At 74.2% G+C, this 23925-nt stretch carries 23 protein-coding genes and 1 riboswitch; of the genes, 10 read left to right on the top strand and 13 right to left on the bottom strand.

Annotated features, from left to right (window positions below):
- Positions 1–147: 147 nt before the first annotated feature.
- From ABTY15_RS15305 to ABTY15_RS15315, 3 genes are all read right to left on the bottom strand, one after another.
- The gene (locus ABTY15_RS15305; protein ID WP_350583695.1) at positions 148–537 is read right to left on the bottom strand and encodes an SCO2097 family morphological protein; all 390 of its coding nucleotides are present in this window, start codon (positions 535–537) and stop codon (positions 148–150) included.
- A gap of 422 nt (positions 538–959) precedes the next feature.
- Complete coding sequence (locus ABTY15_RS15310) at positions 960–1712, bottom strand: methyltransferase domain-containing protein (RefSeq protein ID WP_350583705.1); 753 nt, start codon at positions 1710–1712, stop codon at positions 960–962.
- A gap of 45 nt (positions 1713–1757) precedes the next feature.
- Positions 1758–2318 (bottom strand): SAV_6107 family HEPN domain-containing protein, encoded by a 561-nt coding sequence (locus tag ABTY15_RS15315; RefSeq protein WP_502893504.1) that lies wholly within the window; start codon positions 2316–2318, stop codon positions 1758–1760.
- A gap of 542 nt (positions 2319–2860) precedes the next feature.
- Here ABTY15_RS15315 and ABTY15_RS15320 point away from each other — a divergent pair.
- Positions 2861–3475 (top strand): DUF4126 domain-containing protein, encoded by a 615-nt coding sequence (locus ABTY15_RS15320; RefSeq protein ID WP_350583877.1) that lies wholly within the window; start codon positions 2861–2863, stop codon positions 3473–3475.
- 10 nt (positions 3476–3485) lie between these two features.
- A complete protein-coding gene (locus tag ABTY15_RS15325) occupies positions 3486–4979 on the top strand; it encodes a phytoene desaturase family protein (RefSeq protein ID WP_350583889.1) in 1494 nt (497 codons plus the stop codon).
- Positions 4980–5000: 21 nt separating this feature from the next.
- On the opposite strand, the gene ABTY15_RS15330 is transcribed toward ABTY15_RS15325, so the two are convergent.
- Both ABTY15_RS15330 and metF read right to left on the bottom strand, forming a co-directional pair.
- Positions 5001–5933, bottom strand: a complete 933-nt coding sequence (locus ABTY15_RS15330) for a hypothetical protein (RefSeq protein WP_350583897.1) — start codon at positions 5931–5933, stop codon at positions 5001–5003.
- Positions 5934–6103: 170 nt separating this feature from the next.
- Positions 6104–7024, bottom strand: coding sequence for a methylenetetrahydrofolate reductase [NAD(P)H] (gene metF / locus ABTY15_RS15335; protein ID WP_350583906.1), 921 nt, complete (start codon positions 7022–7024; stop codon positions 6104–6106).
- Between the two features lie 196 nt (positions 7025–7220).
- Between metF and ABTY15_RS15340 the strand changes: the two genes are divergently transcribed.
- On the top strand, positions 7221–8327 hold the full coding sequence (locus ABTY15_RS15340; protein WP_350583911.1) for a polyprenyl synthetase family protein: 1107 nt from the start codon (positions 7221–7223) through the stop codon (positions 8325–8327).
- A 70-nt stretch (positions 8328–8397) separates the two neighbouring features.
- Here the strand turns inward: ABTY15_RS15340 and thiE are convergent, their stop codons facing one another.
- The 3 genes from thiE to ABTY15_RS15355 are packed head-to-tail and all read right to left on the bottom strand — an operon-like array spanning position 8398 to position 10680.
- Positions 8398–9060: a thiamine phosphate synthase gene (thiE, locus tag ABTY15_RS15345; protein WP_350583920.1), complete on the bottom strand. Its 663-nt coding sequence runs from the start codon at positions 9058–9060 to the stop codon at positions 8398–8400.
- On the bottom strand, positions 9057–9422 hold the full coding sequence (locus ABTY15_RS15350) for an Rv2175c family DNA-binding protein (protein WP_350583931.1): 366 nt from the start codon (positions 9420–9422) through the stop codon (positions 9057–9059). The genes thiE and ABTY15_RS15350 overlap by 4 nt, the downstream gene beginning before the upstream one ends.
- A gap of 55 nt (positions 9423–9477) precedes the next feature.
- The gene (locus ABTY15_RS15355; RefSeq protein ID WP_350583940.1) at positions 9478–10680 is read right to left on the bottom strand and encodes an NAD(P)/FAD-dependent oxidoreductase; all 1203 of its coding nucleotides are present in this window, start codon (positions 10678–10680) and stop codon (positions 9478–9480) included.
- 85 nt (positions 10681–10765) lie between these two features.
- A riboswitch (TPP riboswitch) is annotated at positions 10766–10878 on the top strand.
- On the opposite strand from ABTY15_RS15355, the gene thiO reads away from it, so the two are divergent.
- From thiO to ABTY15_RS15380, 5 genes are all read left to right on the top strand, one after another.
- A complete protein-coding gene (gene thiO, locus ABTY15_RS15360; RefSeq protein ID WP_350583950.1) occupies positions 10873–12054 on the top strand; it encodes a glycine oxidase ThiO in 1182 nt (393 codons plus the stop codon). (Overlaps the previous riboswitch by 6 nt.)
- Positions 12051–12260 carry a sulfur carrier protein ThiS gene (gene thiS / locus ABTY15_RS15365; protein ID WP_350583962.1) on the top strand — a complete coding sequence of 70 codons (210 nt, stop codon included), beginning with the start codon at positions 12051–12053 and terminating at the stop codon, positions 12258–12260. Before thiO ends, thiS begins: the two co-directional genes overlap by 4 nt.
- Positions 12261–12262: 2 nt before the next feature.
- On the top strand, positions 12263–13060 hold the full coding sequence (locus tag ABTY15_RS15370; RefSeq protein WP_350584100.1) for a thiazole synthase: 798 nt from the start codon (positions 12263–12265) through the stop codon (positions 13058–13060).
- A gap of 93 nt (positions 13061–13153) precedes the next feature.
- Complete coding sequence (pknB, locus tag ABTY15_RS15375) at positions 13154–14983, top strand: Stk1 family PASTA domain-containing Ser/Thr kinase (RefSeq protein ID WP_502893501.1); 1830 nt, start codon at positions 13154–13156, stop codon at positions 14981–14983.
- Positions 14984–15144: 161 nt separating this feature from the next.
- Positions 15145–16515 carry an FAD-binding oxidoreductase gene (locus ABTY15_RS15380; RefSeq protein WP_350584159.1) on the top strand — a complete coding sequence of 457 codons (1371 nt, stop codon included), beginning with the start codon at positions 15145–15147 and terminating at the stop codon, positions 16513–16515.
- 36 nt (positions 16516–16551) lie between these two features.
- Here ABTY15_RS15380 and ABTY15_RS15385 read toward each other — a convergent pair whose 3' ends face one another.
- The gene (locus ABTY15_RS15385; RefSeq protein ID WP_350584167.1) at positions 16552–17181 is read right to left on the bottom strand and encodes a sulfite oxidase-like oxidoreductase; all 630 of its coding nucleotides are present in this window, start codon (positions 17179–17181) and stop codon (positions 16552–16554) included.
- Between the two features lie 230 nt (positions 17182–17411).
- On the opposite strand from ABTY15_RS15385, the gene bfr reads away from it, so the two are divergent.
- Positions 17412–17891, top strand: coding sequence for a bacterioferritin (gene bfr / locus ABTY15_RS15390; RefSeq protein ID WP_350584182.1), 480 nt, complete (start codon positions 17412–17414; stop codon positions 17889–17891).
- Between the two features lie 4 nt (positions 17892–17895).
- Here the strand turns inward: bfr and ABTY15_RS15395 are convergent, their stop codons facing one another.
- Positions 17896–18174, bottom strand: a complete 279-nt coding sequence (locus ABTY15_RS15395) for a (2Fe-2S)-binding protein (protein ID WP_350584194.1) — start codon at positions 18172–18174, stop codon at positions 17896–17898.
- Between the two features lie 171 nt (positions 18175–18345).
- Positions 18346–19695, bottom strand: coding sequence for a class II 3-deoxy-7-phosphoheptulonate synthase (locus ABTY15_RS15400; RefSeq protein ID WP_350584204.1), 1350 nt, complete (start codon positions 19693–19695; stop codon positions 18346–18348).
- A gap of 305 nt (positions 19696–20000) precedes the next feature.
- Between ABTY15_RS15400 and ABTY15_RS15405 the strand changes: the two genes are divergently transcribed.
- Positions 20001–21938 (top strand): anthranilate synthase family protein, encoded by a 1938-nt coding sequence (locus tag ABTY15_RS15405; protein ID WP_350584230.1) that lies wholly within the window; start codon positions 20001–20003, stop codon positions 21936–21938.
- A 41-nt stretch (positions 21939–21979) separates the two neighbouring features.
- On the opposite strand, the gene ABTY15_RS15410 is transcribed toward ABTY15_RS15405, so the two are convergent.
- Both ABTY15_RS15410 and macS read right to left on the bottom strand, forming a co-directional pair.
- Positions 21980–22693: a response regulator gene (locus ABTY15_RS15410; RefSeq protein ID WP_350584248.1), complete on the bottom strand. Its 714-nt coding sequence runs from the start codon at positions 22691–22693 to the stop codon at positions 21980–21982.
- Positions 22690–23922 carry a MacS family sensor histidine kinase gene (gene macS / locus ABTY15_RS15415; protein WP_350584259.1) on the bottom strand — a complete coding sequence of 411 codons (1233 nt, stop codon included), beginning with the start codon at positions 23920–23922 and terminating at the stop codon, positions 22690–22692. Before macS ends, ABTY15_RS15410 begins: the two co-directional genes overlap by 4 nt.
- Positions 23923–23925 lie beyond the last annotated feature (3 nt).

The following is a 23925-nucleotide window of genomic DNA, read 5'->3' on the forward strand; positions in this document are numbered from 1 at the left end:
TGTCCCCCGGGGCCTGGCCCCCCCGTCGGCCTGACCCCCGGGCCGGGACGCCCGGAACCGCGGGGGGGGGGGCAGTCGATCGACTGCCCGCCCCTCGGCGTTCGTCCGGTGCGTGTGCCCGCTGCCCGGAGGCGGATCCCCGGCGGCTCAGAAACCGCCGGTCTGCTCGTCCCGGCGGCGCTGCCAGCGCTGCTCCACGCGGTCCATCATCCCCGCCTTGCGGCGCGGCGCGGCGGCCGGCCGGGGGCCGGAGCCCTGACCGGCGGGCCCACGGCGCCAGCCCGTCACGGCGAACACCGCACACCCGAGCATCACCAGGAAGCCCACGACGCTGACCCAGATCTGGTCCGGGACGACCATGCCGCCCATCAGCAGGCCGATACCCACCACGAAGCCGGCCACGGCCAGATAGACCCGCCGACGGGTGTAGGTGCGCAGCCCGGTTCCCTCAAGCGCCGACGCGAATTTGGGATCTTCGGCATACAGCGCTCGCTCCATCTGGTCGAGCAGTCGCTGCTCGTGCTCCGAGAGCGGCACGGAGTCCTCCTACTCGTCGGTCGCGGATGCGACCGGTCCGCCGCCCCGGTCGGGGAGGCAAGTCCAATCAGCCTTCGGGACACACGGTCGGACGCCTGTGCGGGGGACCCGGCCCGTGTCGTCCATATGCCCCATGCGTCCGGCTGTCATGCTTTCCGGCTTTACCCAGATCATACGGTCCGGGGGCCCGTTACGGAGTGGTCTGCGCCGCGTGGGACGGGCCACTTCGACCGGGCCCGGCCGCATCCGTCCCAACGCCCCGGCGCCCGCACAAGTGCCCGATCCGATGGAATCGACCCGGACCAGGGGAGGTGACCGGTCCCCGGGCCGGCGGCCGGGGGGTGGCCGGAACGCGAACCGCCGCCGGACGGTGTGCGAACCGTACGGCGGCGGGAGCCCTTGGCGACGCGCTGCGCCCGGGCTCAGGCCAGGGTGGCCAGCAGGTGCAGCTGGGTGGCCACGGCGTGGAACGCGGGCTGCGCGGCGGCGGCCTCCTCCAGCTTCAGCAGCGCCTCCAGCGCGCCGGGCTCGGCGTCCACCAGTACCCCGGGCACCAGGTCGGAGAAGACCCGGACGCCGTGCACCGACTCCACCCGCAGGCCCGCGCCCTCGGCCAGCCGGGCCAGCTCCTCGCCGGTGAAGCGGCGCGGCATCGGGTCCTGCTCGCCCCAGCGGCCGTCGACGGCCGACAGCGCGGTACGGGCCTCGGTGAAGTGGCCGGCCAGCGCGCGGGCCAGCACGGCGCCGTTGCGGTTGGCGGCCAGCAGGCTGACCAGGCCGCCCTTGCGCAGGGTGGCGGCCAGGCTGCCGAGCGACTCCGCCGGGTCGTCCACGACCTCCAGCACGCCGTGGCAGAGCACCGCGTCGACGGTGCCGGGCGCGACCAGCTCGGGCAGCGTCTGGGTGTCCCCCTGGACGGCCCGGACCAGCTCGGTCACCCCGGCCTCGGCGGCCCGGCGCTCCAGCGCGAACAGCGCGTCGGGGCTGGGGTCGACCACGGTGACGCGGTGGCCGAGCTTGGCCACCGGCACGGCGAAGTTGCCGGTGCCGCCGCCGGTGTCGACCACGTCGAGCACCGGCTGGTCCAGCTCGGCCGCCCGCTTCTCCAGGGCCGCCCGCACCACCTCCCACACCACGGCGGTACGCAGGGCACTGCGGGGACGCGTCGGGTACAAGGTCGGGCTCCTTGGCACATGCGGATCGATCAGGATGCCTCCACCTTAGACCGGGCGGGTGCCACCGCTCGTCAGGCCGTCGTCGTCCAGTGGCAGCCGGGGGGCGGGGGGCAGCGGGTGCAGGCCGAGCAGGCGCTCGACCAGGCGCAGGAAGAGGGCGGAGTTGCGGATCAGGTCGTCCGCTTCGCGGGCCGAGGCGGCGCCCCGGATCCCGGCCTCGGCGGCGGCCCGGCGGCGGGCGCCGGCCCCGTAGTAGACGGCCCACTCGGCCAGCTCCGGCGCCACCTCGGGCAGCACCTCCCAGGCACTGCGGATCGCCTTGCGCCGGCGCGGGCTCTTCTCCGGCCGGCCGCGCACCGCGAGCACGGCCGCCACCGTGCGCAGCGCGGCCAGGTGGGCGGTGGCGTACCGCTCCAGCGGGTCCTCCAGGGCGCGGGCCCGGTCGAGCGTGCGATGGGCGTCGGCGAGCAGGTCGAGGGCGGCAGGCGGCGCGGCGATCCGGCGCAGCACGGGATGGACGCCGCCTTCGGCGCCGGGGCGGCCGCCCGGCGAGTACGGCTGGGCGGCGGAGTGGAGGCGGGCGGTGACGGGCTCAGGGTGGCTGATGGTCATGGTCTCCCCCGTTCCGAGGCAGCGCGCGGACCGGGTGGTCCGTGCTCCTCCATCGTGACCGGGACCACTGACAACGCGGCCGGGGCCGTGGGGTACGGGCGGCGGGCGCGGGCCGTGTCCCCCGTGCCCGCGCCGCCGCCGCGTGTCGCCGTACCGCCGTCCCCCCCACAAAGCGGCGGCGGCGAGCTCCCCCCGTTCGCCGGCCTCCCCCCGGCCCGCTCCGCCGCCCCGTGCCGGCGGTGCGGGGCCTGTGACCGGCTCCCCCCTCGGCGGATGTCCCCCGTCGTCCGTCGGCCCCTCGTTGCCGATGGACGGACGCATCCGCCGCCCGGGCGCCGGGCGCCCGACGCGCCCTCCTCCCGGTGCCACTACTCTCCCGTCCCGGCAGGTCAGCGGGCATCCGTTCGGCTACTCAACCGGGGATCTGAGTATCCGTACTCAGACCCCCCGGGCGGGGAACCGGCGCCCGCCGCGGCCGCGTCCCGGTACGGTACGGCGGGGCCCGGAGCCGGGCCGGAACCAGGATGGGGGATGGCATGACGATCGTGCCGCTGATCTTCACCAGCGGTCTCGCGAGCGGCATCAACGCGTACGCGGTGGTGCTGTTGCTCGGGCTGCTGGGCCGGTTCGCGGGAGCGGACTCGGTGCCGCCCGCGCTGGAGCGCACCGACGTGCTGGTGGTGGCCGCCGTGCTGTTCCTGCTGGAGGCGGTGGCCGACAAGATCCCGTTCGTGGACAGCGTGTGGGACGCCGCGCACACGGTGATCCGGCCGATCGCCGGCGCCACCGTCGCGGTCCTGATCGCCAGTGCCGACCCGGGCTCGCTGAGCGAGGTCGCGGCGGGCGCGATGGGCGGCACCACGGCGCTGGTGACCCACCTGGTGAAGGCCTCGCTGCGGATGGCGGTCAACACCTCGCCGGAGCCGTTCAGCAACATCGTGGTCAGTCTGCTGGAGGACCTCTCGGTGGCCGGCCTGGTCACCCTGGCGATCTTCCACCCGTGGCTGGCCGCCTCGATCGCCGCCGCCGTGCTGCTCGCCGGGCTGCTGCTGGTCTGGTTCGCGATCAACCGGATCCGTGCGTTCCGGGCCCGCCGCCGCGAGCGCAAGGCCGCCCGGGCGGCGAACGGGGCGTCCGTCCAGCCGTCCTAGGATCTTGACCATGGCACGGATCGTCATCATCGGCGCAGGAATGAGCGGGCTCGCGGCGGCCTCCCGGCTGGCGACCATCGGACACCGGGTGACGGTCTGCGAGGCGGGCGGCACGTACGGCGGGATGGTCGGCCGCTACCAGCGGGACGGCTTCGCCTTCGACACCGGGCCCGGCCTGCTCACCCTCCCGGCCGTCTACCGCGATCTGGCCCTGAAGACCGGCCGGGAGCCGCTGGAGGAGTTGGTCGAGCTGGCCCCGGTCGACCCGGAGAGCCGGCACCTGTTCCCGGACGGCACCGCCGTCGACCTGCCCAACGCCTCCCGGGGCGGCGTCGTGCAGGCCCTGGACGCCGCGTTCGGCGCCGGCTCGGGCGCCCGCTGGAGCGCGGTGATGAACCACGGCCGGACGGTCTGGGAGGCCACCCGCCGCCCGCTGCTGGAGGAACCCCTCCCGGCCGACCCGGCGCCGCTGCACACCGACCCGTACCCGGCACCGCCGCGCACCGGCCTGGCCCGGCTGCGCCGCCCGCGCCCGTGGACGCTCGGCGACGTCGCCGACCAGGAGCTCGGCGGCCACCCCGGCCTGACCGCGCTGCTGTTCGAGCACGCCGTCCGGTTCGGCCTGCCGCCGCGGACCGCCCCCGCCGGGGCCACCGTGCTGCCGTACATGGAGCAGTCCTTCGGCGTCTGGTACGTCCGGGGCGGCCTGCGCGCGCTCGCGGACGCGGTGTTCCGGCGTTGCGAGCAGCGCCGGGTGGAGTTCCGCTTCGACACCCCGGTCGAGCGCGTGGTCGTCGAGGACGGCCGGGCCCGCGGCGTGGACACCCCGGCCGGCCGGATCGAGGCGGACCTGGTGCTCTCCTCGATGGACGCCGGGGCCCTGGTCGCCCGCGGTATCGCCGGATGGCCGGGCGCCGACGCCGGGGCGGCGGGGCCGTCCGGTGTGCCCGGCCGGTTCAGCGTGCTGCTCGCCCTGCGCGGCGCCCGCCCGGCCGGGACCCCGCACCGGACGGTGGTGCACGCCGCCGACCCGGCGGCCGAGCAGGGCCCGCCGGCCGGCCCCGCCCCGCTCTGCGAGCGCCCGACCGTGCAGGTGCTGCGCCCGGACGACGCCGCGCTGCGCCCCGACGGGGCCCACGAGAGCGTGGTGCTGACCGCGACCGTCCCGGCCCACGGCGCCGTCGACTGGACGGCCCCCGGCCTCGCCGAGCGCTACGCGGACGGGCTGCTCGACCACGTCGACGCGGCCGGGCTGGGCCTGCGCGAGCGGGTGCTGTGGCGGGTCGTCCGCACGCCGGCGGACACCCTCCGGGAGACCGGCGCACCCGGCGGCGCGGTGCCCCGGCCCGCGCTCGCCGGATCGGACGGGCAGTGGCTGCGGCCCGCCAACGGGACCCCGGTCCCCGGCCTCTACCTGATCGGCGGCGGCGCCCACCCCGGCGGCGGGCTGGCCCGGGTCGGCATGTCCGCGTGCATCGCGGCCAACCTCATCGGACCGGCGTAGGGCCTCAGGGCCGGTGCGCGCTCAGGCCTGGTGCCAGGTGTTCTGCTGCTGGTAGCCGTACGCCTGGTCGTAGCTCGGCTGCTGCGGGATGCCCTGCGGGTGCTGCTGCTGCTGGTGCTGGTCGGGCTGCTGCTGCCACTGCTGCTGGGCGTTCGGGTCCCAGCCGGGCTGCTGCTGCGGGTAGCCCTGGTGCTGCTCCTGCTGCGGGTAGCCGCCGTAGGGGTCGGTCTGCTGCGGGTAGCCGCCGTAGCCCTGGTCGTAGGCGAAGGCGGGCTGCTGCTGGGTCTGCCACTGCTGCTGCTCGTAGGACGGCTGCGGCTGGGCGGTGTCGTAGCCGGACTGGTAGGCCTCGGCGTACGAGTCCGGCGTCTGCGCCTGCGGCTCGAAGGCCGGCTGCTGCCCGAACGCGGCCTGCGCCTCGAAGGCCGGCTGCTGCTCGTACCCGGCCTGCGGCTGCTCGTAGTAGCCGGGCGCGTAGACGCCGTCCTGGGCGAGCTCCTGCATCTCGAAGGCCGCGGTCTGCTCGACCTCGGGCGCCTCCTCGGCGACCGGGGCGGCGGCCGGGCTCTCCTCGACGGCGCTGACCTCGCCGACCCGCTCCTCCGCGGCCGCGACGGCCGCGACCGTGGCCGCGCCGCCGGTCAGGGCGCCGAGCAGCGGCACCTTGGCGAGCGGACCGGGCAGGCTGCCGTCGGCGTTGCGCAGCGACCAGCCGGCCTGGTAGCCGCGCTTGACCGAGAGGGTGACGAAGGTCTGGCCGGCCGCGAACATGGCCGCGCCGGCGCCGATCACCACGACCGACCCGACGGTCATGCCGGCGGCCACCCCGAGGAATCCGACCAGGGCCAGGGCCCGCCAGTGCAGCGGCGCCCGGTTCTGCAGCAGCACCTCGGCGATCAGCCAGAGCGCCACCACCGCCAACGCGACGTACAGCAGCAGGTATCCGATGCCCATCCGCCCGCTACCTCCAGTCGCGTGCCCGCGCGCGCCGCGCGTGTCCGGCGACTGTACCGGTTCAACGGCCCGGGTACCGCATCGCGTTCCAGCCGGTCACGGCCGGAGCGCACACGATCGAGCCCGCCACGGCCGGTGCCGTGACGGGCTCCTGGACACTCCGGACGGCCCTACGCCGGGCGCTGGTGCAGGCCGAGGTTCTGGTAGATCTCCAGCGTCGCCGTGGAGTGGTTGAGCGTGATGAAGTGCAGGCCGGGCGCACCCTCGGCGAGCAGCCGTTCGGCCATCGCGGTGGCGTGCTCCATGCCGATCGCGCGCAGCGCCGCCGGGTCGTCGACGGCGGCCCGCAGCCGGGCCTCCAGGTCGGCGGGGAACGCCGAGCCGCTGAGCTGCGGGAAGCGCTCCAGCTGCTTGGCGTTGGTGACCGGCATGATCTCCGGGATGATCGGCGCCGTGCAGCCGGCGGCGGTCACCCGGTCGCGCAGCCGCAGGTAGTCGTCGACCTCGAAGAACATCTGGGTGATCGCGTAGTCGGCGCCGGCGCGGATCTTCGCGACGAAGTGCCGGATGTCGTCGTCCCAGTTGGTCGAGCGCGGGTGCATGTTCGGCGAGGCCGCGACGCCCACGCAGAAGTCGCCGATGCCCTTGATCAGTTCGACCAGCTCGTAGGCGTAGGTGACGCCCTCGGGGTGGCTGATCCACTCGCCCATCGGGTCGCCGGGCGGGTCGCCCCGGACGGCGAGGACGTTGCGCACGCCCTGGTCGGCGTACTGGCCGATGATGTTGCGCAGTTCGGCGATCGAGTGGTCCACCGCGGTCAGGTGCGCCACCGGGGTCAGCGTGGTCTCGGTGGCGATCCGGCCGACCATGTTGACGGTGCGCTCGCGCGAGGAGCCGCCGGCCCCGTACGTCATGCAGACGAAGTTGGGGTCGAGCGGTTCGAGGCGCCGGATGGCGTCCCAGAGCTTCTGTTCGCCGACCTCGCTGCGCGGGGGCATGAACTCGAAGGAGAAGGACCGCTTTCCGGCCGCCAGCAGCTCGCGGACCGTCTGTGCGCGGTCCGATCTGGTGGAGGCGATGCCGAGTGCCATGTTGGCAGGTTATCCGGGCTGCGAAGGGGCCGGACAACCCGGTTCCACGGATTGAGACAAGTGATGGACAGCGTTCCGCTTCGGTCCGGGCGGTGTCCGGGCGGTCTCCGGGCGGGGTGGCGAGGCCGCTCGCACGCCCGTTCCCGGCCGCCCCGCTACGCTTGCTGCACCCCCAGCGAACCAGCGGAGCATGATCGTGACCTCGTCCAGCAACCGGCCGGCCAACCCCATTGACGTGGAGGAGGTCCGCGCGCGCGTCAACGCCGCTCTCGCCGCGTTCATGGACGGCCAGGCCGCCCTGCTGAGCAAGATCTCGCCCCAGCTGGTGCCCGCCGCCGACGCGCTGCGCGACTTCCTGCTGGACGGCGGGAAGCGGCTGCGCCCGGCCTTCTGCTACTGGGGCTGGCGGGGCGCCGGCGGCGCGGCGCGCGGCGAGGGGATCGCCAACGCGGCGGCCGCGCTGGAACTGCTCCAGGCGAGCGCCCTGGTCCACGACGACCTGATGGACCGCAGCGACACCCGCCGGGGCCTGCCGTCCGTCCACCGCCGCTTCGAGGCGCTGCACCGCGACAGCGGCTGGCGCGGCGACCGCGAGCAGTACGGCACCTCGGCCGCGGTGCTGCTGGGCGACCTGCTGCTGATCTGGTGCGACGAGCTGTTCCTGCGCTCGGGCCTGGAGCCGGCCGCGGTGCTGGCCGCCAAGCCGGTGTTCGACCTGATGCGCACCGAGGTCATGGTCGGCCAGTACCTGGACGTGCTGGAGCCGGTGGCCGGGGACTCGACGGACGAGGGCGCGCTGGAGCGGGCGCAGACCGTCCTGCACTACAAGTCGGCGAAGTACACCATCGAGCGCCCGTTGCAGGTCGGCGCGCTGCTCGCGGGCGCCGACCCGGAGCTGGTCGAGGCGTACGGGGCGTTCGGGCTGCCGCTGGGCGAAGCCTTCCAGCTGCGGGACGACCTGCTGGGCGTCTTCGGGGATCCGGCGGTCACCGGCAAGCCCGCCGGGGACGACCTGCGCGAGGGCAAGCGCACCCTGCTGGTCGCGCACGCGATGCGCGGCCTGCCCGCCGCCGACGCCCGCCACCTGGACGAGCGGCTCGGCGCGCCCGACCTCGTGCCCACGGAGGTCGCGGAGCTGCGCGCGCTGGTCGCCCGCAGCGGCGCGCCCGAGCTGGTGGAGCAGCGGATCGACGAGCTGATGGGGCAGGCGCTGGCCGCCCTCGCGGCGGCACCGCTGGTGGACGAGCAGGCCCGCGCGGTGCTGCTGGCACTGGCCGAGGCCGCCACCGTCCGCAAGTACTGACGGACGGCGACGGCCTCGGGGCGGTGGTCGGACGGGTGGTGCCCGGACGGGCCGGGTCGGACGGGCGGGGTCAGACCGAGCGCACGCGCCGGGACAGCTCCGCGGCGGCCGCCCGCGGGTCCGCCGCGGCGGTGATGGCCCGGACCACGACGATCCGGCGGGCGCCGGCGGCCAGCACCTCGTCCAGGTTGCCGAGGTCGATCCCGCCGATGGCGAACCACGGCCGGTCGGTGGCCTGCCCGGCCGCGTACGAGACCAGGTCGAGGCCCGGCGCGTGCCGGCCCGGCTTGGTCGGGGTCGGCCAGACCGGGCCGGTGCAGAAGTAGTCCACACCGGGCTCGGCGATCGCCGCGTCCACCTCGGACTCGGCGTGGCAGGACCGTCCGATCAGCACGTCCTCGCCCAGGATCGCCCGGGCGGCGGGCACCGGCAGGTCGTCCTGGCCGAGGTGCAGCACGTCCGGCCGGGCCGCGTGCGCGACGTCGGCGCGGTCGTTGACGGAGAGCAGCTTGCCGTGGCGGCGGCAGGCGTCGGCGAAGACCTCGAGGGCCGCCAGCTCCTGCTTCGCCTCCAGGCCCTTGTCGCGGAGCTGGACGATGTCCACGCCGCCGGACAGCGCCGCGTCCAGGAACTCGGCGAGGTCGCCCTGCTCACGCCGGGCGTCGGTGCACAGGTACAGCCGGGCGTCGGCCAGCCGTGCCCGCCGGGAGGTCGTCGGGTCGGGGTCGGTCACAGGGCCATCGCCTGGGCGCGGCGCTTGACCTCGGTCGCCCGGTTCTCCCACAGCGCCTGCACCGGGGTGCCCGGCAGTGACGGGTCCTCGGTGAACAGCCACTCGATGATCTCCTCGTCGCTGAACCCGCTGTCGCGCAGCACGGTCAGCAGGCCGATCAGGTGCTTGACCGGGCCTTCCTCGTCGATGAAGGCGGCCGGGACCTGCAACGACTTGTTGGGGCCGCGGCGGACCGCGATCAGGTCACCCTTCTTGACCATGTTGCGGACCTCGGTGACCAGCACACCCCACCGCTCGGAGATGTCGGGCAGGTACAGCCACTCGGGGACCAGGGCGTCAGTCTTGGCATCGATCTCACTCACGGCACCAGACTGCCACCTCGGCGGGCCCGCGCGCACCAAGGGCCCGTCCCGGCGGTCAGAGCGCCGCCGACTTCAGCGGGGTCGACGGGTCCGCGGCGCGCGCCCGGTCCACGGCGGTGCCGCGCTCGATCAGCCGGCGGCCCTGGGTGAGGTCGCGCGGCCGGTCCACGGCGAGCAGCGCGGTGGGCACCCCGGCGCGCAGCCAGAGCACCGCCCAGGAGGCGTCCTGCGGGCCGCCGCGCCAGAGCACCTCGTCGCCCTCGGCGTGCCGCCCGGCGTACTGGACCATCCGGCCGAACTGCTCCGACCAGAAGTACGGCACCGGGTCGTACGGCGCGTCCACCCCGAGCACGGCGGCGGCCGCGGCCTCGCCGGACTGCAGCGCGTGGTCCCAGTGCTGGACGGCCAGCCGGGCGCCGGCGCGGGCGGAGGGGTAGCTGAGGCAGTCCCCGGCCGCGAAGACCCCGGGCAGGCCGGTGCGCAGCCGCTCGTCCACCAGGACGGCGCCGGACTCGTCCAGGTCGACCCCGGAGCCGGCCAGCCAGCCGGTCGCGGGCCGGGCGCCCACGCCGACCACCACCTCGTCGGCGGGCAGGTGCGAGCCGTCCGCCAGCAGCACCGCGCCGGCTTCCACGGCCGCGACGCCGACCCCGCAGCGCAGGTCCACGCCCGCCTCGGCGTACCAGGCGGCCATCGCCGAGCCCACCTCGGTGGGCAGCGCGCCGGGGACGGGCGCCGGGCCCGCCTCGACCACCGTCACCTCGCAGCCGGCCGCCCGGGCGGCGGTGGACACCTCGGCGCCGATCCAGCCCGCGCCGACCAGCACCAGCCGCAGGCCGGGCCGCAGCAGCGCGCGCAGCGCCAGGGCGTCGTCGAGGGTGTGCAGCAGGTGCGCGCGCTCGGCGCCGGGCAGGGCGCGCGGGGTGGCGCCGGTGGCGATCACCAGCGCGCCGTACGGGAGGTCGCCGCCGTCGGTGTGCAGCACGCCCGGGGTGAGGCCGGTGGCGCGGCGGCCGGTGAGCAGTTCGATGCCGAGGTGCGGGTAGTCGATGTCCAGGGTGGTGGCGTCGGTCTTGCCGAGCAGTACGTCCTTGGAGAGCGGCGGCCGGTCGTACGGCGCGTGCGGCTCCTCGCCGACCAGGACGATCCGCCCCCGCCAGCCGCCCTGCCGCAGCTTCAGGGCGCACTGCGCCCCGGCCAGCCCGGCCCCGACGACGACCACCTGATCCGTTCCGTTCAGCTCTGCCACGCCCGTCACTGTACTCAGCCGCACCCCTGGCCCGACCGGCCTGTCCACCCCTTGTACGGGCCTTCGGGCGGGCCGACCCCCGGAGTTAAGGTGGGGGCACCATCACGGGAGCCCGGCGTACCGGGCTGAGAGGCGGGCTGGCACGGCCTGCGACCGTCCGAACCTGATCCGGGTCATACCGGCGAAGGGAGAAGAGCAGCTTTGACACGCTTGGCACCGGGCGCCCACGCCGACGTGCTGGTGATCGGCGGGGGCGTCATCGGCCTCGCCGTCGCCTGGCGCGCGGCGCAGCGCGGGCTGCGGACCGTCGTGGTCGACCCCTCCCCCGGCGGCGGCGCCGCCCGGGTCGCGGCCGGGATGCTCGCCCCGGTCACCGAACTCCAGTACGGCGAGGAGCCGCTGCTGCGCCTCGGCATGGCCTCCAACGAGCGGTACGCGGCCTTCGCCGCCGAGCTCACCGAGGCCAGCGGCGGCGAGGACACCGGCTACCGCCGGTGCGGCACGATCGCCGTCGCGCTGGACTCCGACGACCGCGAGGAACTGCGCGAGCTGCACGCCTTCCACCAACGGCTCGGCCTGGACTCGACCTGGCTGACCGGCCGGGAGACCCGGAAGCTGGAACCGATGCTCGCCCCCGGCGTGCGCGGCGGCCTGCACGTGGCCGAGGACCACCAGGTGGACGGCCGTCGGCTGCTCCACGCGCTGGTCCTCGCCTGTGAAGGCGCCGAGGTCCTGATCCATCGCGCCGAGGCCGTGGAGCTGCTGGTCGAGGACGGCCGCGCGGTCGGCGCCCGGCTGAGCACGCACGAGACCCTGACCGCCGACCAGGTCGTGCTCGCGGCCGGCCCGCACAGCCACCGACTGCCGGGCCTGCCCGAGGGTGTGCTGCCGGCGATCCGTCCGGTGAAGGGCCAGATCCTGCGGCTGTGGATCCCGGACGCCTACCGGCCGTTCCTGTCCCGCAACGTCCGCGCGGTGGTGCGCGGCCAGCACCTCTACCTGGTGCCGCGGGAGAACGGCGAGCTGGTGATCGGCGCGACCAGCGAGGAGCAGGGCTACGACACCACGGTGACCGCCGGCGGTGTGTACGAACTGCTGCGCGACGCCCACGAGTTGGTCCCGGGCATCACCGAACTCCCGCTGCTGGAGACCTCGGCCGGGCTGCGGCCGGGCTCGCCGGACAACGCCCCGCTGCTGGGGCCGACCGCGCTGCCCGGGCTGGTCGCCGCGACCGGCCACTACCGCAACGGCGTGCTGCTCACCCCGGTGACCGCCGACCTGCTCGCCGAGTACCTGGCCACCGGTGAACTGCCCGAACTGGCACGGCCGTTCGCACCCACCCGGTTCTCCTCCGCCCGCTCCACCACGAAGGTCCCCGCATGAACGAGATCGCACTGACCGTCAACGGCGAGCCCCGCCGGGTGCCCGAGACGACCACCCTCGCCGAGATGGTGGCCACCCTCAGCCGGGCCAACTCCGGCGTCGCCGCCGCGCTCAACGAGGCCGTGGTGCCGCGGAGTTCGTGGTCGGACACGCCGCTGTCGGCGGGCGACCGGATCGAGATCCTCACCGCCGTGCAGGGAGGCTGACGATGGCCGACGACCTTCTCACCATCGCCGGGGCGACCTTCAACTCCCGGCTGATCATGGGCACCGGCGGCGCGCCGAGTCTGGAGGTCCTGGAGCAGGCGCTGCTCGCCTCCGGCACCGAGCTGACCACCGTGGCGATGCGCCGGGTGAACGCCACCACCCAGGGCTCCGTACTGGACGTGCTGACCCGCAACGGCATCCGCGTGCTGCCGAACACGGCCGGCTGCTTCACCGCCGGCGAGGCCGTGCTGACCGCCCGGCTGGCCCGCGAGGCGCTCGGCACCGACTGGGTGAAGCTGGAGGTCATCGCCGACGAGCGGACCCTGCTGCCCGACCCGATCGAGCTGCTGGACGCCGCCGAGACGCTGGTCGACGACGGCTTCACCGTGCTGCCGTACACCAACGACGACCCGGTGCTGGCCCGCAAGCTGGAGGACGTCGGCTGCGCGGCGATCATGCCGCTGGGCTCGCCGATCGGCTCCGGCCTCGGCATCCGCAACCCGCACAACTTCCAGCTGATCGTGGAGGGCGCCGGCGTCCCGGTGATCCTGGACGCGGGTGCCGGCACCGCCTCCGACGTCGCGCTGGCGATGGAGCTGGGCTGCGCGGCGGTGATGCTCGCCTCCGCGGTGACCAGGGCGCAGGACCCGGTGCTGATGGCCGGGGCGATGCGGCACGCCGCCGAGGCCGGCCGGCTGGCCCACCGGGCCGGCCGCATCCCGCGCCGCTTCCACGCCGAGGCCTCCTCCGCGATGGCCGGCCGCGCCGACCTCGACACCCGCGAGCACCCGGCGTTCTGACGGCGGCCCACACTGTCACAGCCCGGCCACGAGCCCCCCGGCACGCCGCCGGGGGGTGGGACCGCGCGGCGCCCCGCCACTAGACTCCCCCGAGTGGACATGGCACTGCACGACCCGCTGATCGGAACCCTGCTCGACGGCCGGTACCGGGTCCAGCAGCGCATCGCGACCGGCGGGATGGCCACCGTCTACAAGGGCACCGACACCCGGCTCGACCGGGTCGTCGCGCTCAAGGTGATGCACCCCGCGCTGGCCGGGGACGAGGGCTTCACCGCCCGGTTCATCCGCGAGGCCAAGGCGATCGCCCGGCTCTCCCACCCCAACGTGGTCAACGTCTTCGACCAGGGCGCGGACGGCGGAAACGTTTTCCTCGCCATGGAGTACGTGCCCGGCCGCACCCTGCGGGACCTGCTGCGGGACCGCGGCGCGCTGTCCGTCCGGGCCGCGCTGGACGTCCTGGAGCCGGTGCTCGCCGCGCTCGGCGCCGCCCACCGGGCCGGTCTGGTCCACCGGGACGTCAAGCCGGAGAACGTGCTGATCACCGAGAGCGGCCTGGTCAAGGTCGCCGACTTCGGCCTGGTCCGGATGCTGAACGCCGCCGACGGCGCCCCCACCTCGACCACCACCGCCACCGGCGGCACCGTCATGGGCACCGTCTCCTACCTGGCCCCCGAGCAGATCCTCCCGGACGCCCCCACCGACCAGCGGGTGGACGTCTACGCGGCCGGCATCCTGCTGTACGAGATGCTGACCGGCCGCCGCCCGCACACCGGCGACAACCCCGTCCAGGTCATGTACAAGCACCTGCACGAGGACGTCCCCGCCCCCTCGCTGGTCGCCCCGTCGGTCGCCCCGGCCCTGGACGCCATAGTGGCCGGCGCCTGCGCCCGCACCCCGGACGCCCGCCCGTACGACGCGGTCGAGCTGCTCGCCGCGCTCCAGCGGGTCCGCCGCACCCTCACCCCGGTCCAGCTGGACGCCGAGCCGCCGGCCTCCACCCGGCCCAGCCCGCGCTACCCGACCAGCGAGCCGACCTCGGTGATCCAGCCGGTCGTCCAGCCGGTGCTCCCGTCGGCGGTCCCGCCGGTGCCGGCGCCCGCCGACGCCCCGGCGCCCGAGCGCACCAGCGTGCTGGACGTGCCGCCGGAGCTGATGGAGCAGCTGCTCACCGAGCCGCGCCCGTACGACGAGCCCGCCCCGGCGCGCGAGCCCCGGGACCGCCGGCCGGGCCTGCTGCGCCGCCTCCCCCGCAAGCCGCTGGTCTGGACCGCCGTACTGGCCGCCCTGGTGCTGGCGGTCGGCGGCGTCACCTACGGGCTCTCCGAGGCGCTGTACGGGCCGGTGCCCGGGGTGCTCGGCAAGGACCGGGCCGAGGCGCAACGGCTGCTGGACAAGGAGGGCATGCACGCCAGGTTCGTCGAGGCGTACAGCGAGTCCGCCCCGCAGGGGCAGGTCATCGCCACCGACCCGGGGGTGGGGGCGCGGACCCGCAAGAGCGACGCCGTCACGATCACCGTGTCCAAGGGCCCGAAGCGGATCGCGGTGCCGGACGTCACCGGGAAGACCGCCGACCAGGCCGCCGCCGCGCTCGCCTCCGCGCAGCTGACCAAGGGCGGCGTGACCGAGACGTACAACGACTCCGTGCCGGAGGGCTCGGTGATCAGCAGCTCGCCGGCGGCCGGGCAGCTGTTGCAGGAGAACACCGCGGTCTCGCTGGTGGTCAGCAAGGGCATGGTGCCGATCCCGGACGTCACCGGGATGAGCAAGGACGACGCCGCCAAGGCGCTCCAGGCGGCCGGCTTCACGATGCAGACCACCGGGGTGAACCTGTTCGGCACCGGCAAGGTGTCCAGCCAGTTCCCGGCGGCCGGCGAGCGGCGCCCGCAGCACACCGCCGTGACGGTCAACTTCCCCTTCCTCTAAGGCGTTCCGGTGGCCGGGCCGCCGGAGGGCCCGGCCTGCGGGCGGGTCGGCCACGGCGTAGCGTGAGATGTGGCCTGCCCGGCCCCGGATGCGGCGGCGCGCCGCGGCGCCGGGACCTCCGGACGGGGCTGCGCGGCGGCCGGCACGGGAGGAGTGGTGCCATGAGCGGGCCCACCGTCGACGAGCTGCGGGAACGCGTCCGGGGCGCGGTGCTGACCCCCGGGGACGAGGGCTTCCAGGAGGCCCGGGTGGTCTACAACGCCATGATCGACCGCCGGCCGGCCGTGATCGTCCGGGTGGCGAACGCCGGGGACGTGATCACGACCGTCCGGTACGCGGCGGAGCACGGGCTGGACCTGGCGGTGCGCGGCGGCGCGCACAGCGCGCCCGGCTTCGGCACCTGCGACGGCGGTGTGGTGATCGACTTCTCCGGCCTGCGCGGCGTCCGGATCGATCCGGTGCGGCGGACCGCCCGCTGCGACGCCGGCGTCACCTGGGGCGATCTGAACGACGCGGGGTACGCCTTCGGCCTCGGGGTGACCGGCGGCATCATCTCCACCACCGGCATCGCCGGGCTGACCCTCGGCGGCGGCTTCGGCCACCTGGCCCGGTCGCTCGGTCTGAGCTGCGACAACCTGATCTCCGCGGACGTGGTCACCGCGGACGGGCGGTTCCGCACGGTGAGCGAGGAGGAGGAGCCGGACCTCTTCTGGGCGCTGCGCGGCGGTGGCGGCAACTTCGGCGTGGTGACCTCCTTCGAGTTCCGGCTGAGCCCGGTCACCGACGTGGTCGCCGGGCCGATCGCCTACGAGCTGGAGAGCGTGCCGACCGTCCTGCGCTTCTACCGCGAGTTCATCCAGGACGCGCCCGAGCAGCTCGGCCTGTTCCCCGGCTTCCACCTCGCCCCGCCCCTGCCGTTCATCCCGGAGGACCGGGTCGGCCAGCCGTTCATCCTGCTGTTCCCGTGCTGGTCCGGGCCGCCGGAGGAGGCCGACAAGGTGCTGGCCCCGCTGCGGGACCTCGCCCCGGTGGTGGCCGACGGCGTGGGCCCGGCCCCGTACCCGGCGTTCGCCGCCGCCTTCGACCCGCTGCTGCCGTGGGGCATGCAGAACTACTGGAAGGGCGTGTTCGCGGCCGAACTGACCGACGGGGCGATCGCGGCCCACGCCGAGTACGGGCCGCGGGTGCCTACCGTGAACTCGGGGATGCACCTCTACTCGATCAACGGCGCCTGCCACCGGGTCCCCGCCGACGCGACGGCCTTCGCCCACCGGGAGGCGACCTTCGCCACCGTGATCGCCGGGGTGTGGCCCGACCCCGCCGACAACCCCGCGAACACGCAGTGGGTGCGCGACTACTACGACGCCCTGGCCCCGCACTCCGACGAGGCCGGGTACATCGGCTTCATGGACCACGACGACCAGCACCGCATCGAGGCCAACTACCGGGGCAACTACAACCGGCTGGTGGAGCTGAAGCGGCGCTACGACCCGGGCAACCTGTTCCACCTCAACCAGAACATCGCGCCCTGAGCCGAGCGGTCCAGCGGTTCGAGCGGCCCAGCGGTTTCAGCGCAGCGGGCCGTCGCCCGGCTCCTCCTGGTAGGAGTACCGCTGCTCGCGCCACGGGTCGGCGAGGTTGTGGTACCCGCGCTCCTCCCAGAAGCCGCGCCGGTCGGCCCGCATGTACTCGACCGCGCGGACCCACTTGGGGCCCTTCCAGGCGTACAGCTGCGGGACGACCAGCCGGACCGGGAAGCCGTGCTCGGCGGTCAGCGCCTCGCCGTTGCGGTGGGTGGCGAAGACCGACCGGGGGTCGGCGAAGTCGGCCAGCCGCAGGTTGGCGCTGTAGCCGTACTCCGCCCAGACCATCACATGGGTGACGCCGGGCGCCGGGGGCACCAGGTCGAGCAGGGTGGCGGCCGACACGCCCGTCCACTCGTTGCCGAGCATCGAGAACTTGGTGACGCAGTGCAGGTCGGCGACCACGGTGGTGCGCGGCAGCGCGGTGAAGGCGGTGAAGTCCCAGCTGTGCTTCTCCGCCGAGGCGGTCGCGCCGAACACCTGGAGGTCCCAGGTCAGCGGCTTGAAGCGGGGCACCGGCCCGTAGTGGAGGGCGGGCCAGCCGCGTTGCACGCGCTGCCCCGGGGGGAGCCTCGGGTCAGACGGCGGAAGCGGTTCTTGTTCGGACTGACCCATGGCTCCATGGTGACAGACGGCGGTCGAACCCCGGCGCGCGCCCCTTGGCGGGCTCGCACGCCCGCCCGTACGGGCCAACGCCCACCCAAATCGGATATTCCGACACATGTCCTAGTGAGTGTGAACTTACTGGAATTTCGCCCCATCACGGTGCCAGGATGCGCAGCGCAGGACCCACGCAGCACCCACGCAGGACGTATCGCAGGACGCATCGCAGGGAGGCACCGCCAATGCAGGGCGATCCAGAGGTCATCGAGTTCCTCAACGAGCAGCTCACCGCGGAACTCACCGCGATCAACCAGTACTTCCTGCACGCCAAGATGCAGGAGAACTTCGGCTGGACGAAGCTCGCCAAGTACACCCGGCACGAGTCCTTCGACGAGATGAAGCACGCCGAGACGCTCACCGACCGGATCCTGTTCCTGGACGGGCTGCCGAACTACCAGCGGCTGTTCCACGTCCGGATCGGCCAGACGGTCAAGGAGATGTTCGAGGCGGACCGCCAGATCGAGGTCGAGGCGATCGACCGGCTGAAGCGCGGGATCGTGGTGATGCGCGCCAAGAACGACGTCACCTCGGCGAACATCTTCGAGGACATCCTGGCCGACGAGGAGCACCACATCGACTACCTGGACACCCAGCTGGAACTCCTGGAGAAGCTGGGCGAGCCGCTCTACCTCGCCCAGCTGATCGAGCAGCCGGAGTCCTGAGCGCTCAGGCGGCGCGCAGCGGGGTGACCCGGGCCGGTTCCGACGGCGCGGCCTGCGCCTCCTGCGTCCCCGGGTCGGCGAGGCCCAGCTTCGCGGCCAGTCGGGCGGTCGGGCAGGGCCGGGCGCCGTGCTCGCCGAGCAGCGCCTGGATCCGGCGGACGCAGGACCCGCAGTCGGTGCCGGCCTTGCAGCCCTTCGCGATCTGGCGGGGGGTGTTGGCACCCCCGTCGATGGCCTTCTTCACCTGGTCCTCGGTGACCGCATGGCACATGCACACGTACATCGCGGTCTCTCCCGGGGTGAAGCGGCGCCCTTCGGCGGAATGATCTTGACTAAGGCTTGCCTTAGTTCACTAAGCCTCACCTTACCCGGCGATCCGGGAACGAAAAAGCCCCTCCGACCTCGGGATCTCCCGAAACCGGAGGGGCCTTCGTCACATTGACGGCCGGCGGATCTACTGGCCGCGGTACATCTCCGCGACCAGGAACGCCAGGTCCAGCGACTGGCTGCGGTTGAGCCGCGGGTCGCAGGCCGTCTCGTAGCGCTGGTGCAGGTCGTCGACCAGCACCTCGTCGCCACCGCCGACGCACTCGGTGACGTCGTCGCCGGTCAGCTCCACGTGGATGCCGCCCGGGTGGGTGCCGAGGGCGCGGTGCACCTCGAAGAAGCCCTTGACCTCGTCGAGCACGTCGTCGAAGCGGCGGGTCTTGTGGCCGCTGGAGGCCTCGAAGGTGTTGCCGTGCATCGGGTCGCAGATCCACACCGGCTGGGCGCCGGAGGCGGTGACCTTCTCCACCAGACCGGGCAGGTGGTCGCGGACCTTGCCCGCACCCATCCGGGTGATGAAGGTGAGCCGGCCGGGCTCGCGCTCCGGGTCCAGCTTCTCGATCAGGGTCAGCGCCTCGTCGACCGTGGTGGTCGGGCCGAGCTTCACCCCGATCGGGTTGCGGATCTTCGAGGCGAACTCGATGTGCGCGTGGTCCAGCTGACGGGTGCGCTCACCGATCCACACCATGTGGCCGGAGACGTCGTACAGCTCGCCGGTGCGCGAGTCCACCCGGGTCATCGCGGTCTCGTAGTCGAGGACCAGCGCCTCGTGCGAGGAGTAGAACTCGACGGTCTTGAACTCCTCCGGCGCGACACCACAGGCGTTCATGAACGCCAGCGCGTTGTCGATCTCCCGGGCGAGCTGCTCGTAGCGCTGACCGGCCGGCGAGTTGCGGACGAAGTCCTGGTTCCAGGCGTGCACCTGACGCAGGTCCGCGTAACCACCGGTGGTGAAGGCGCGCACCAGGTTGAGCGTCGCCGCGGAGGCGTTGTACATCCGCTTCAGCCGCTCCGGGTCCGGGATCCGGGACTCGGGGGTGAACTCGAAGCCGTTCACCGAGTCGCCCCGGTAGACCGGCAGGGTCACCCCGTCGCGGGTCTCGGTCGACTTGGAGCGCGGCTTGGAGTACTGGCCGGCGATGCGGCCGACCTTCACGACCGGCACCGAGGCCGCGTACGTCAGTACGGCGGCCATCTGCAGCAGGGTCTTCAGCTTGTTGCGGATGTGCTCCGCCGAGACGCCGTCGAAGGCCTCGGCGCAGTCGCCACCCTGCAACAGGAAGGCCTCCCCGCGTGCCACGGCTCCGAGCCGGGCGCGCAGCTGGTCGCACTCGCCGGCGAAGACGAGCGGCGGATAGGAGGCGAGGTCCGCAAGGGTCTTGCGCAGAGCCTCTTGGTCCGGCCATTCAGGCTGCTGCGCCGCGGGCAGGGACTGCCAGGAGTGGCCAGTCCTCGTTGTCTCAGTCGTCACGGTCACACGGCAAGGCTACGGGGTGGCACCACCGATTCGTGACCATTGCCCGAGGGGTGAGACACATCTCGGACAATCACGTGAGTCCGCTCACCCGGTCGGCGCCATCCGCTACGGTGGAGCCATGCACGCGCCCCACACCCACTCCTGGTGGTGGGCCTCCCCCTCGGGTGGCCCACCGATCGCGCGTTCCTAGACGAACACGACGGCCGCCCCTCGGGGCGGCCGTCGGCGTCTGAGCAGCCGGCCCTCCGGGAGCGGAACCCACCCCCGCACCTCACCCCAGCCCTTCCCGGAAGGAAAGCCGCACCGTGACCACCACTGCCGACCTGCTCGCCCGCCTCACCGCCCCCGGCGCCCCGGCGTTCGCCCTCCTGCACCGCCGCGCGCCCCGGCTCGCCCCGGACACCGTCGAGGTGCTGCTGGGCACCGTCGACAGCTACGAGCGCCTCGCCGACCTCCCGGTCCGCACCGGCGTCCCGGCCGACGGCCCGGTGCACGACCTGCTCGCGCTCGTCCCGTACCGGCAGATCCGCGAGCGCGGTTTCGTGGCGCACGACGACGAGACCCCGCTCCAAGCCCTCGCCACGACCGAGCAGTTCGCCTTCCCGCTGGCCGAATTCACCGCCGCGCTGCCGCAGTTGCCGGTCTCGCTGTCCGGCGGTTCGTTCGACATCGACGACGAGCAGTACGCGGCGATCGTGCGCCGGGTGATCGAGGACGAGATCGGCAACGGCGAGGGCGCCAACTTCGTGATCCGGCGGGACTTCACCGCCACCTTCGACGACTTCTCGCCCGCGCTCGCCCTCTCGCTGTTCCGGCGGCTGCTGGAGCAGGAGCGCGGCGCGTACTGGACCTACCTGGTGCACACCGGCGAGCGCGTCCTGGTCGGCGCCTCCCCCGAGGTGCACGTGCGGCAGAGCGGCGGCACCGTCGTGATGAACCCGATCTCCGGCACCTACCGCTACCCGGCCGGCGGCGCCGACATCGACTCGCTGCTCCAGTTCCTGCACGACCCGAAGGAGTTGGAGGAGCTCACGATGGTCGTCGACGAGGAGCTCAAGATGATGTGCACGGTCGGCGACCTCGGCGGCCAGGTGCTCGGCCCCCGGCTCAAGGAGATGGCCCACCTCGCGCACACCGAGTACGAGCTGCGCGGGCGCACCTCGCTGGACGTCCGCGAGGTGCTCCGCGAGACGATGTTCGCCGCCACCGTCACCGGCAGCCCGGTGCAGAACGCCACCCGGGTCATCAAGCGGTACGAGACCGGCGGGCGCGGCTACTACTCGGGCGCGCTGGCCCTGATCGGCCGCTCGGCCAGCGGCGGGCAGCTGCTGGACTCGCCGATCTGCATCCGCACCGCCGACATCGACCCGGCCACCGGCCGGCTGGTCGTCCGGGTCGGCGCCACGCTGGTCCGCCACTCCGTGCCGGAGTCCGAGGTCGCCGAGACCCACGCCAAGGCCGCCGGGGTGCTCACCGCGATCGGCGCCCGCCCGGCGCCCGCCCGGCTGTCCCGCCCCGCCAGCCCCCGGCTCGCCGACGACCACCGGGTCCAGGCCGCGCTCGACGCCCGGCGGGCCAACCTCGCCCCGTTCTGGCTGCGGATGCAGGCCCCGGCCACGGTCACCGAGCCCACCCCGACCCTGGTCGTGGACGGCGAGGACACCTTCACCTCGATGCTCGCCCACGTGCTCACCTCGATCGGCCACCAGGTCACCGTCGTCCGCTTCGACGAGCCCGGGCTGCGCGAACTGGTCGCCGCCCACCGCGGCCCGCTGGTGCTCGGCCCCGGTCCGGGCGACCCGGCCCTCGCGGACGACCCCAAGATGTCGGTGCTGCGGCCGGTCGTCGTGGACGCGCTGAACGGCGTCCGCTCCGGCGCCCGCACCGCGCCGCTGCTCGCGGTCTGCCTCAGCCACCAGCTGCTCTCCGCCGAACTCGGGCTGGAGCTCGGCCGCAAGGCCGTCCCCTACCAGGGCGCGCAGGAGAGCATCGACCTGTTCGGCGTGAAGCGCACGGTCGGCTTCTACAACGCCTTCACCGCGCGCGCCACGGACGCCGACCTGGCCCGGCTCGCCGCCCAGGGCATCGAGGTCGCCCGGGACGCCGCCACCGGGGACGTCCACGCCCTGCGCGGGCCGGGCTTCGTCGGCCTCCAGTTCCACCCCGAGTCGGTGCTGACCCGCGACGGCGTGGACATCGTCGCGGGCCTGCTGCGGGAGGCCACCGCCGTCCTGCGGGGCTGAGGAGTCACGCCGCCCCGGGAGTCGAACGCCCGGGGCGGCCCTCACCCCTCGTCGTCCAGCCCCTGCTCGATCGCGTACCGCACCAGCTCTACCCGGTTGTGCAGCTGGAGCTTGCCGAGCGTGTTCTGCACGTGGTTCTGCACCGTCCGGTGCGACAGCACCAGCCGGTCGGCGATCTGACGGTACGACAGGCCCTTGGCCACCAGCCGCAGCACCTCGGTCTCCCGGGCGGTCAGCTGCGGGACGGCCGGGGCCGAGGCCGAGGCCGGGGCCGGTTCGGCGGCCAGCCGGCGGAACTCGCCCAGCACCAGGCCCGCCAGCCCCGGGGTGAACACCGCGTCGCCGACGGCCGTCCGCCGCACCGCCTCCAGCAGTTCCTCCCGGCCCGCCGACTTGACCAGGTATCCGGTCGCGCCGGACTTCACTGCCTCCAGCACGTCCTGGTGCTCGCCGCTGGCCGACAGCACCAGCACCCGCACCGCCGGGTCGTGCGCGACCACCTGACGGCACACCTCCGCACCGGACAGGCTGGGCAGGTTGAGGTCGAGCACGATCACCTGCGGCGTGCAGGCGCGGGCCCGGCGGACGGCCTCCTCGCCGTCCCCGGCGGTGGCCACCACGTCCAGCCCGGCCTCGGCGAGGTCCCGCGAGACGGCGTCGCGCCACATCGGGTGGTCGTCCACGACCATCACCCGCACCGGCCGCTCGGCCGCCTGGTCGCTGGCCGGCCGGTCAGTGGTCGGCTGGTCGGTCATGAGTGCCCTTCCCTCGGGACGCGGAGTTCGACCTCGACGCCCTCCCCGGGCGCCGAGTACAGCTCGGCCGTGCCGCCGAGGTCCAGCAGCCGGCCACGGATGGACTGGGAGACACCCAGCCGCCCGGCCCGCTCGGCCTCGCCGAGCCGCCCGGGGGCGAAGCCGGGCCCGTCGTCCCGGATGCTGACGGTGACGGCCTCCGGCTCGTCCTCCAGCAGGATCCAGGCCCGGGCGTGCTCCCCGGCGTGCCGGCGGACGTTGTCCACGGCGGCGCCCACCGCGGCGGCCAGTTCGCCGGCGGCCGGGGCGGGCAGCAGCACCGGGGTGCCGGGGGCGGACAGCGTGATCCGGTCGTCGGCGTACCGGCGCAGCAGCGCGGCGAGGTCCTGCGACTGCTCGACAGCCTGCGGGGCGCGCTGCGCCGGGATCGGGCCGCCGGTCATCAACGCCCGGAGCGCGCGCTCCTGTTCGCCGGCGAGGCGGCCGAGTTCGGCGAAGTCGGCGCCGCCGTCCCCGGCGGGCCGCCCGCCCGGGTCGGCCCCGCGCCGACCGCCGAGTTCGGCCCCGCGCCGCTGGACCAGGGCGAGCACCTGGAGGACGCCGTCGTGGATGTCCCGGGAGAGCCGTTCGCGCTCGCGGGTGGCGGCCTCGACCTGGAGGGCCCGGGTGAGGGTGGCCTCGCTGGCGCGGGCCAGCTCGATGACGTACCCGATGGCGCAGCCGGCCAGCAGCAACAGCACGATGTTGTGGATGTTGTCGCCGGTGGGGCCGCCGTGGGCGAGGATGTTGGCGACGCCGATCACCGATCCGGAGGCGGCCGCCCAGCGCCAGCCGCCCTTGCCGGCGAAGCCGAGCACGGTGCCCGCGGCCCAGATGGTCGGCAGGGTCGGTGCGCCCCGGCTGATCCGGCCCGGGTCGTCGGTCAGGCCGCTCATCACGATGCCGGTGACGACGAGGGTGAGGTCGGTGCCGAGGACGTACCAGGTGCAGCGCTGCGGGCCGGCGAAGGCCCGGGTGGTGGCGAGCGTCCAGAGGGTGAGCGCGCCCAGGTAGATCCAGCCGGCGACGGGGTGCACGAAGTGCAGGTAGGAGTTGAAGTAGCGGAGCAGCGCGTAGCAGAGGGCCATCACCCGGAAGTAGGAGATGGCCTTCCACAGCGGGAGCTCGACCGACATGCCCCCGGCCGCGACCGCGCCGCCGACCGCTCCGGTCCTGTCGCCGTCGGTCATCCG

The sequence above is a fragment of the Kitasatospora sp. NPDC097643 genome, assembly GCF_040302625.1.
Taxonomy (GTDB): Bacteria; Actinomycetota; Actinomycetes; order Streptomycetales; family Streptomycetaceae; genus Kitasatospora.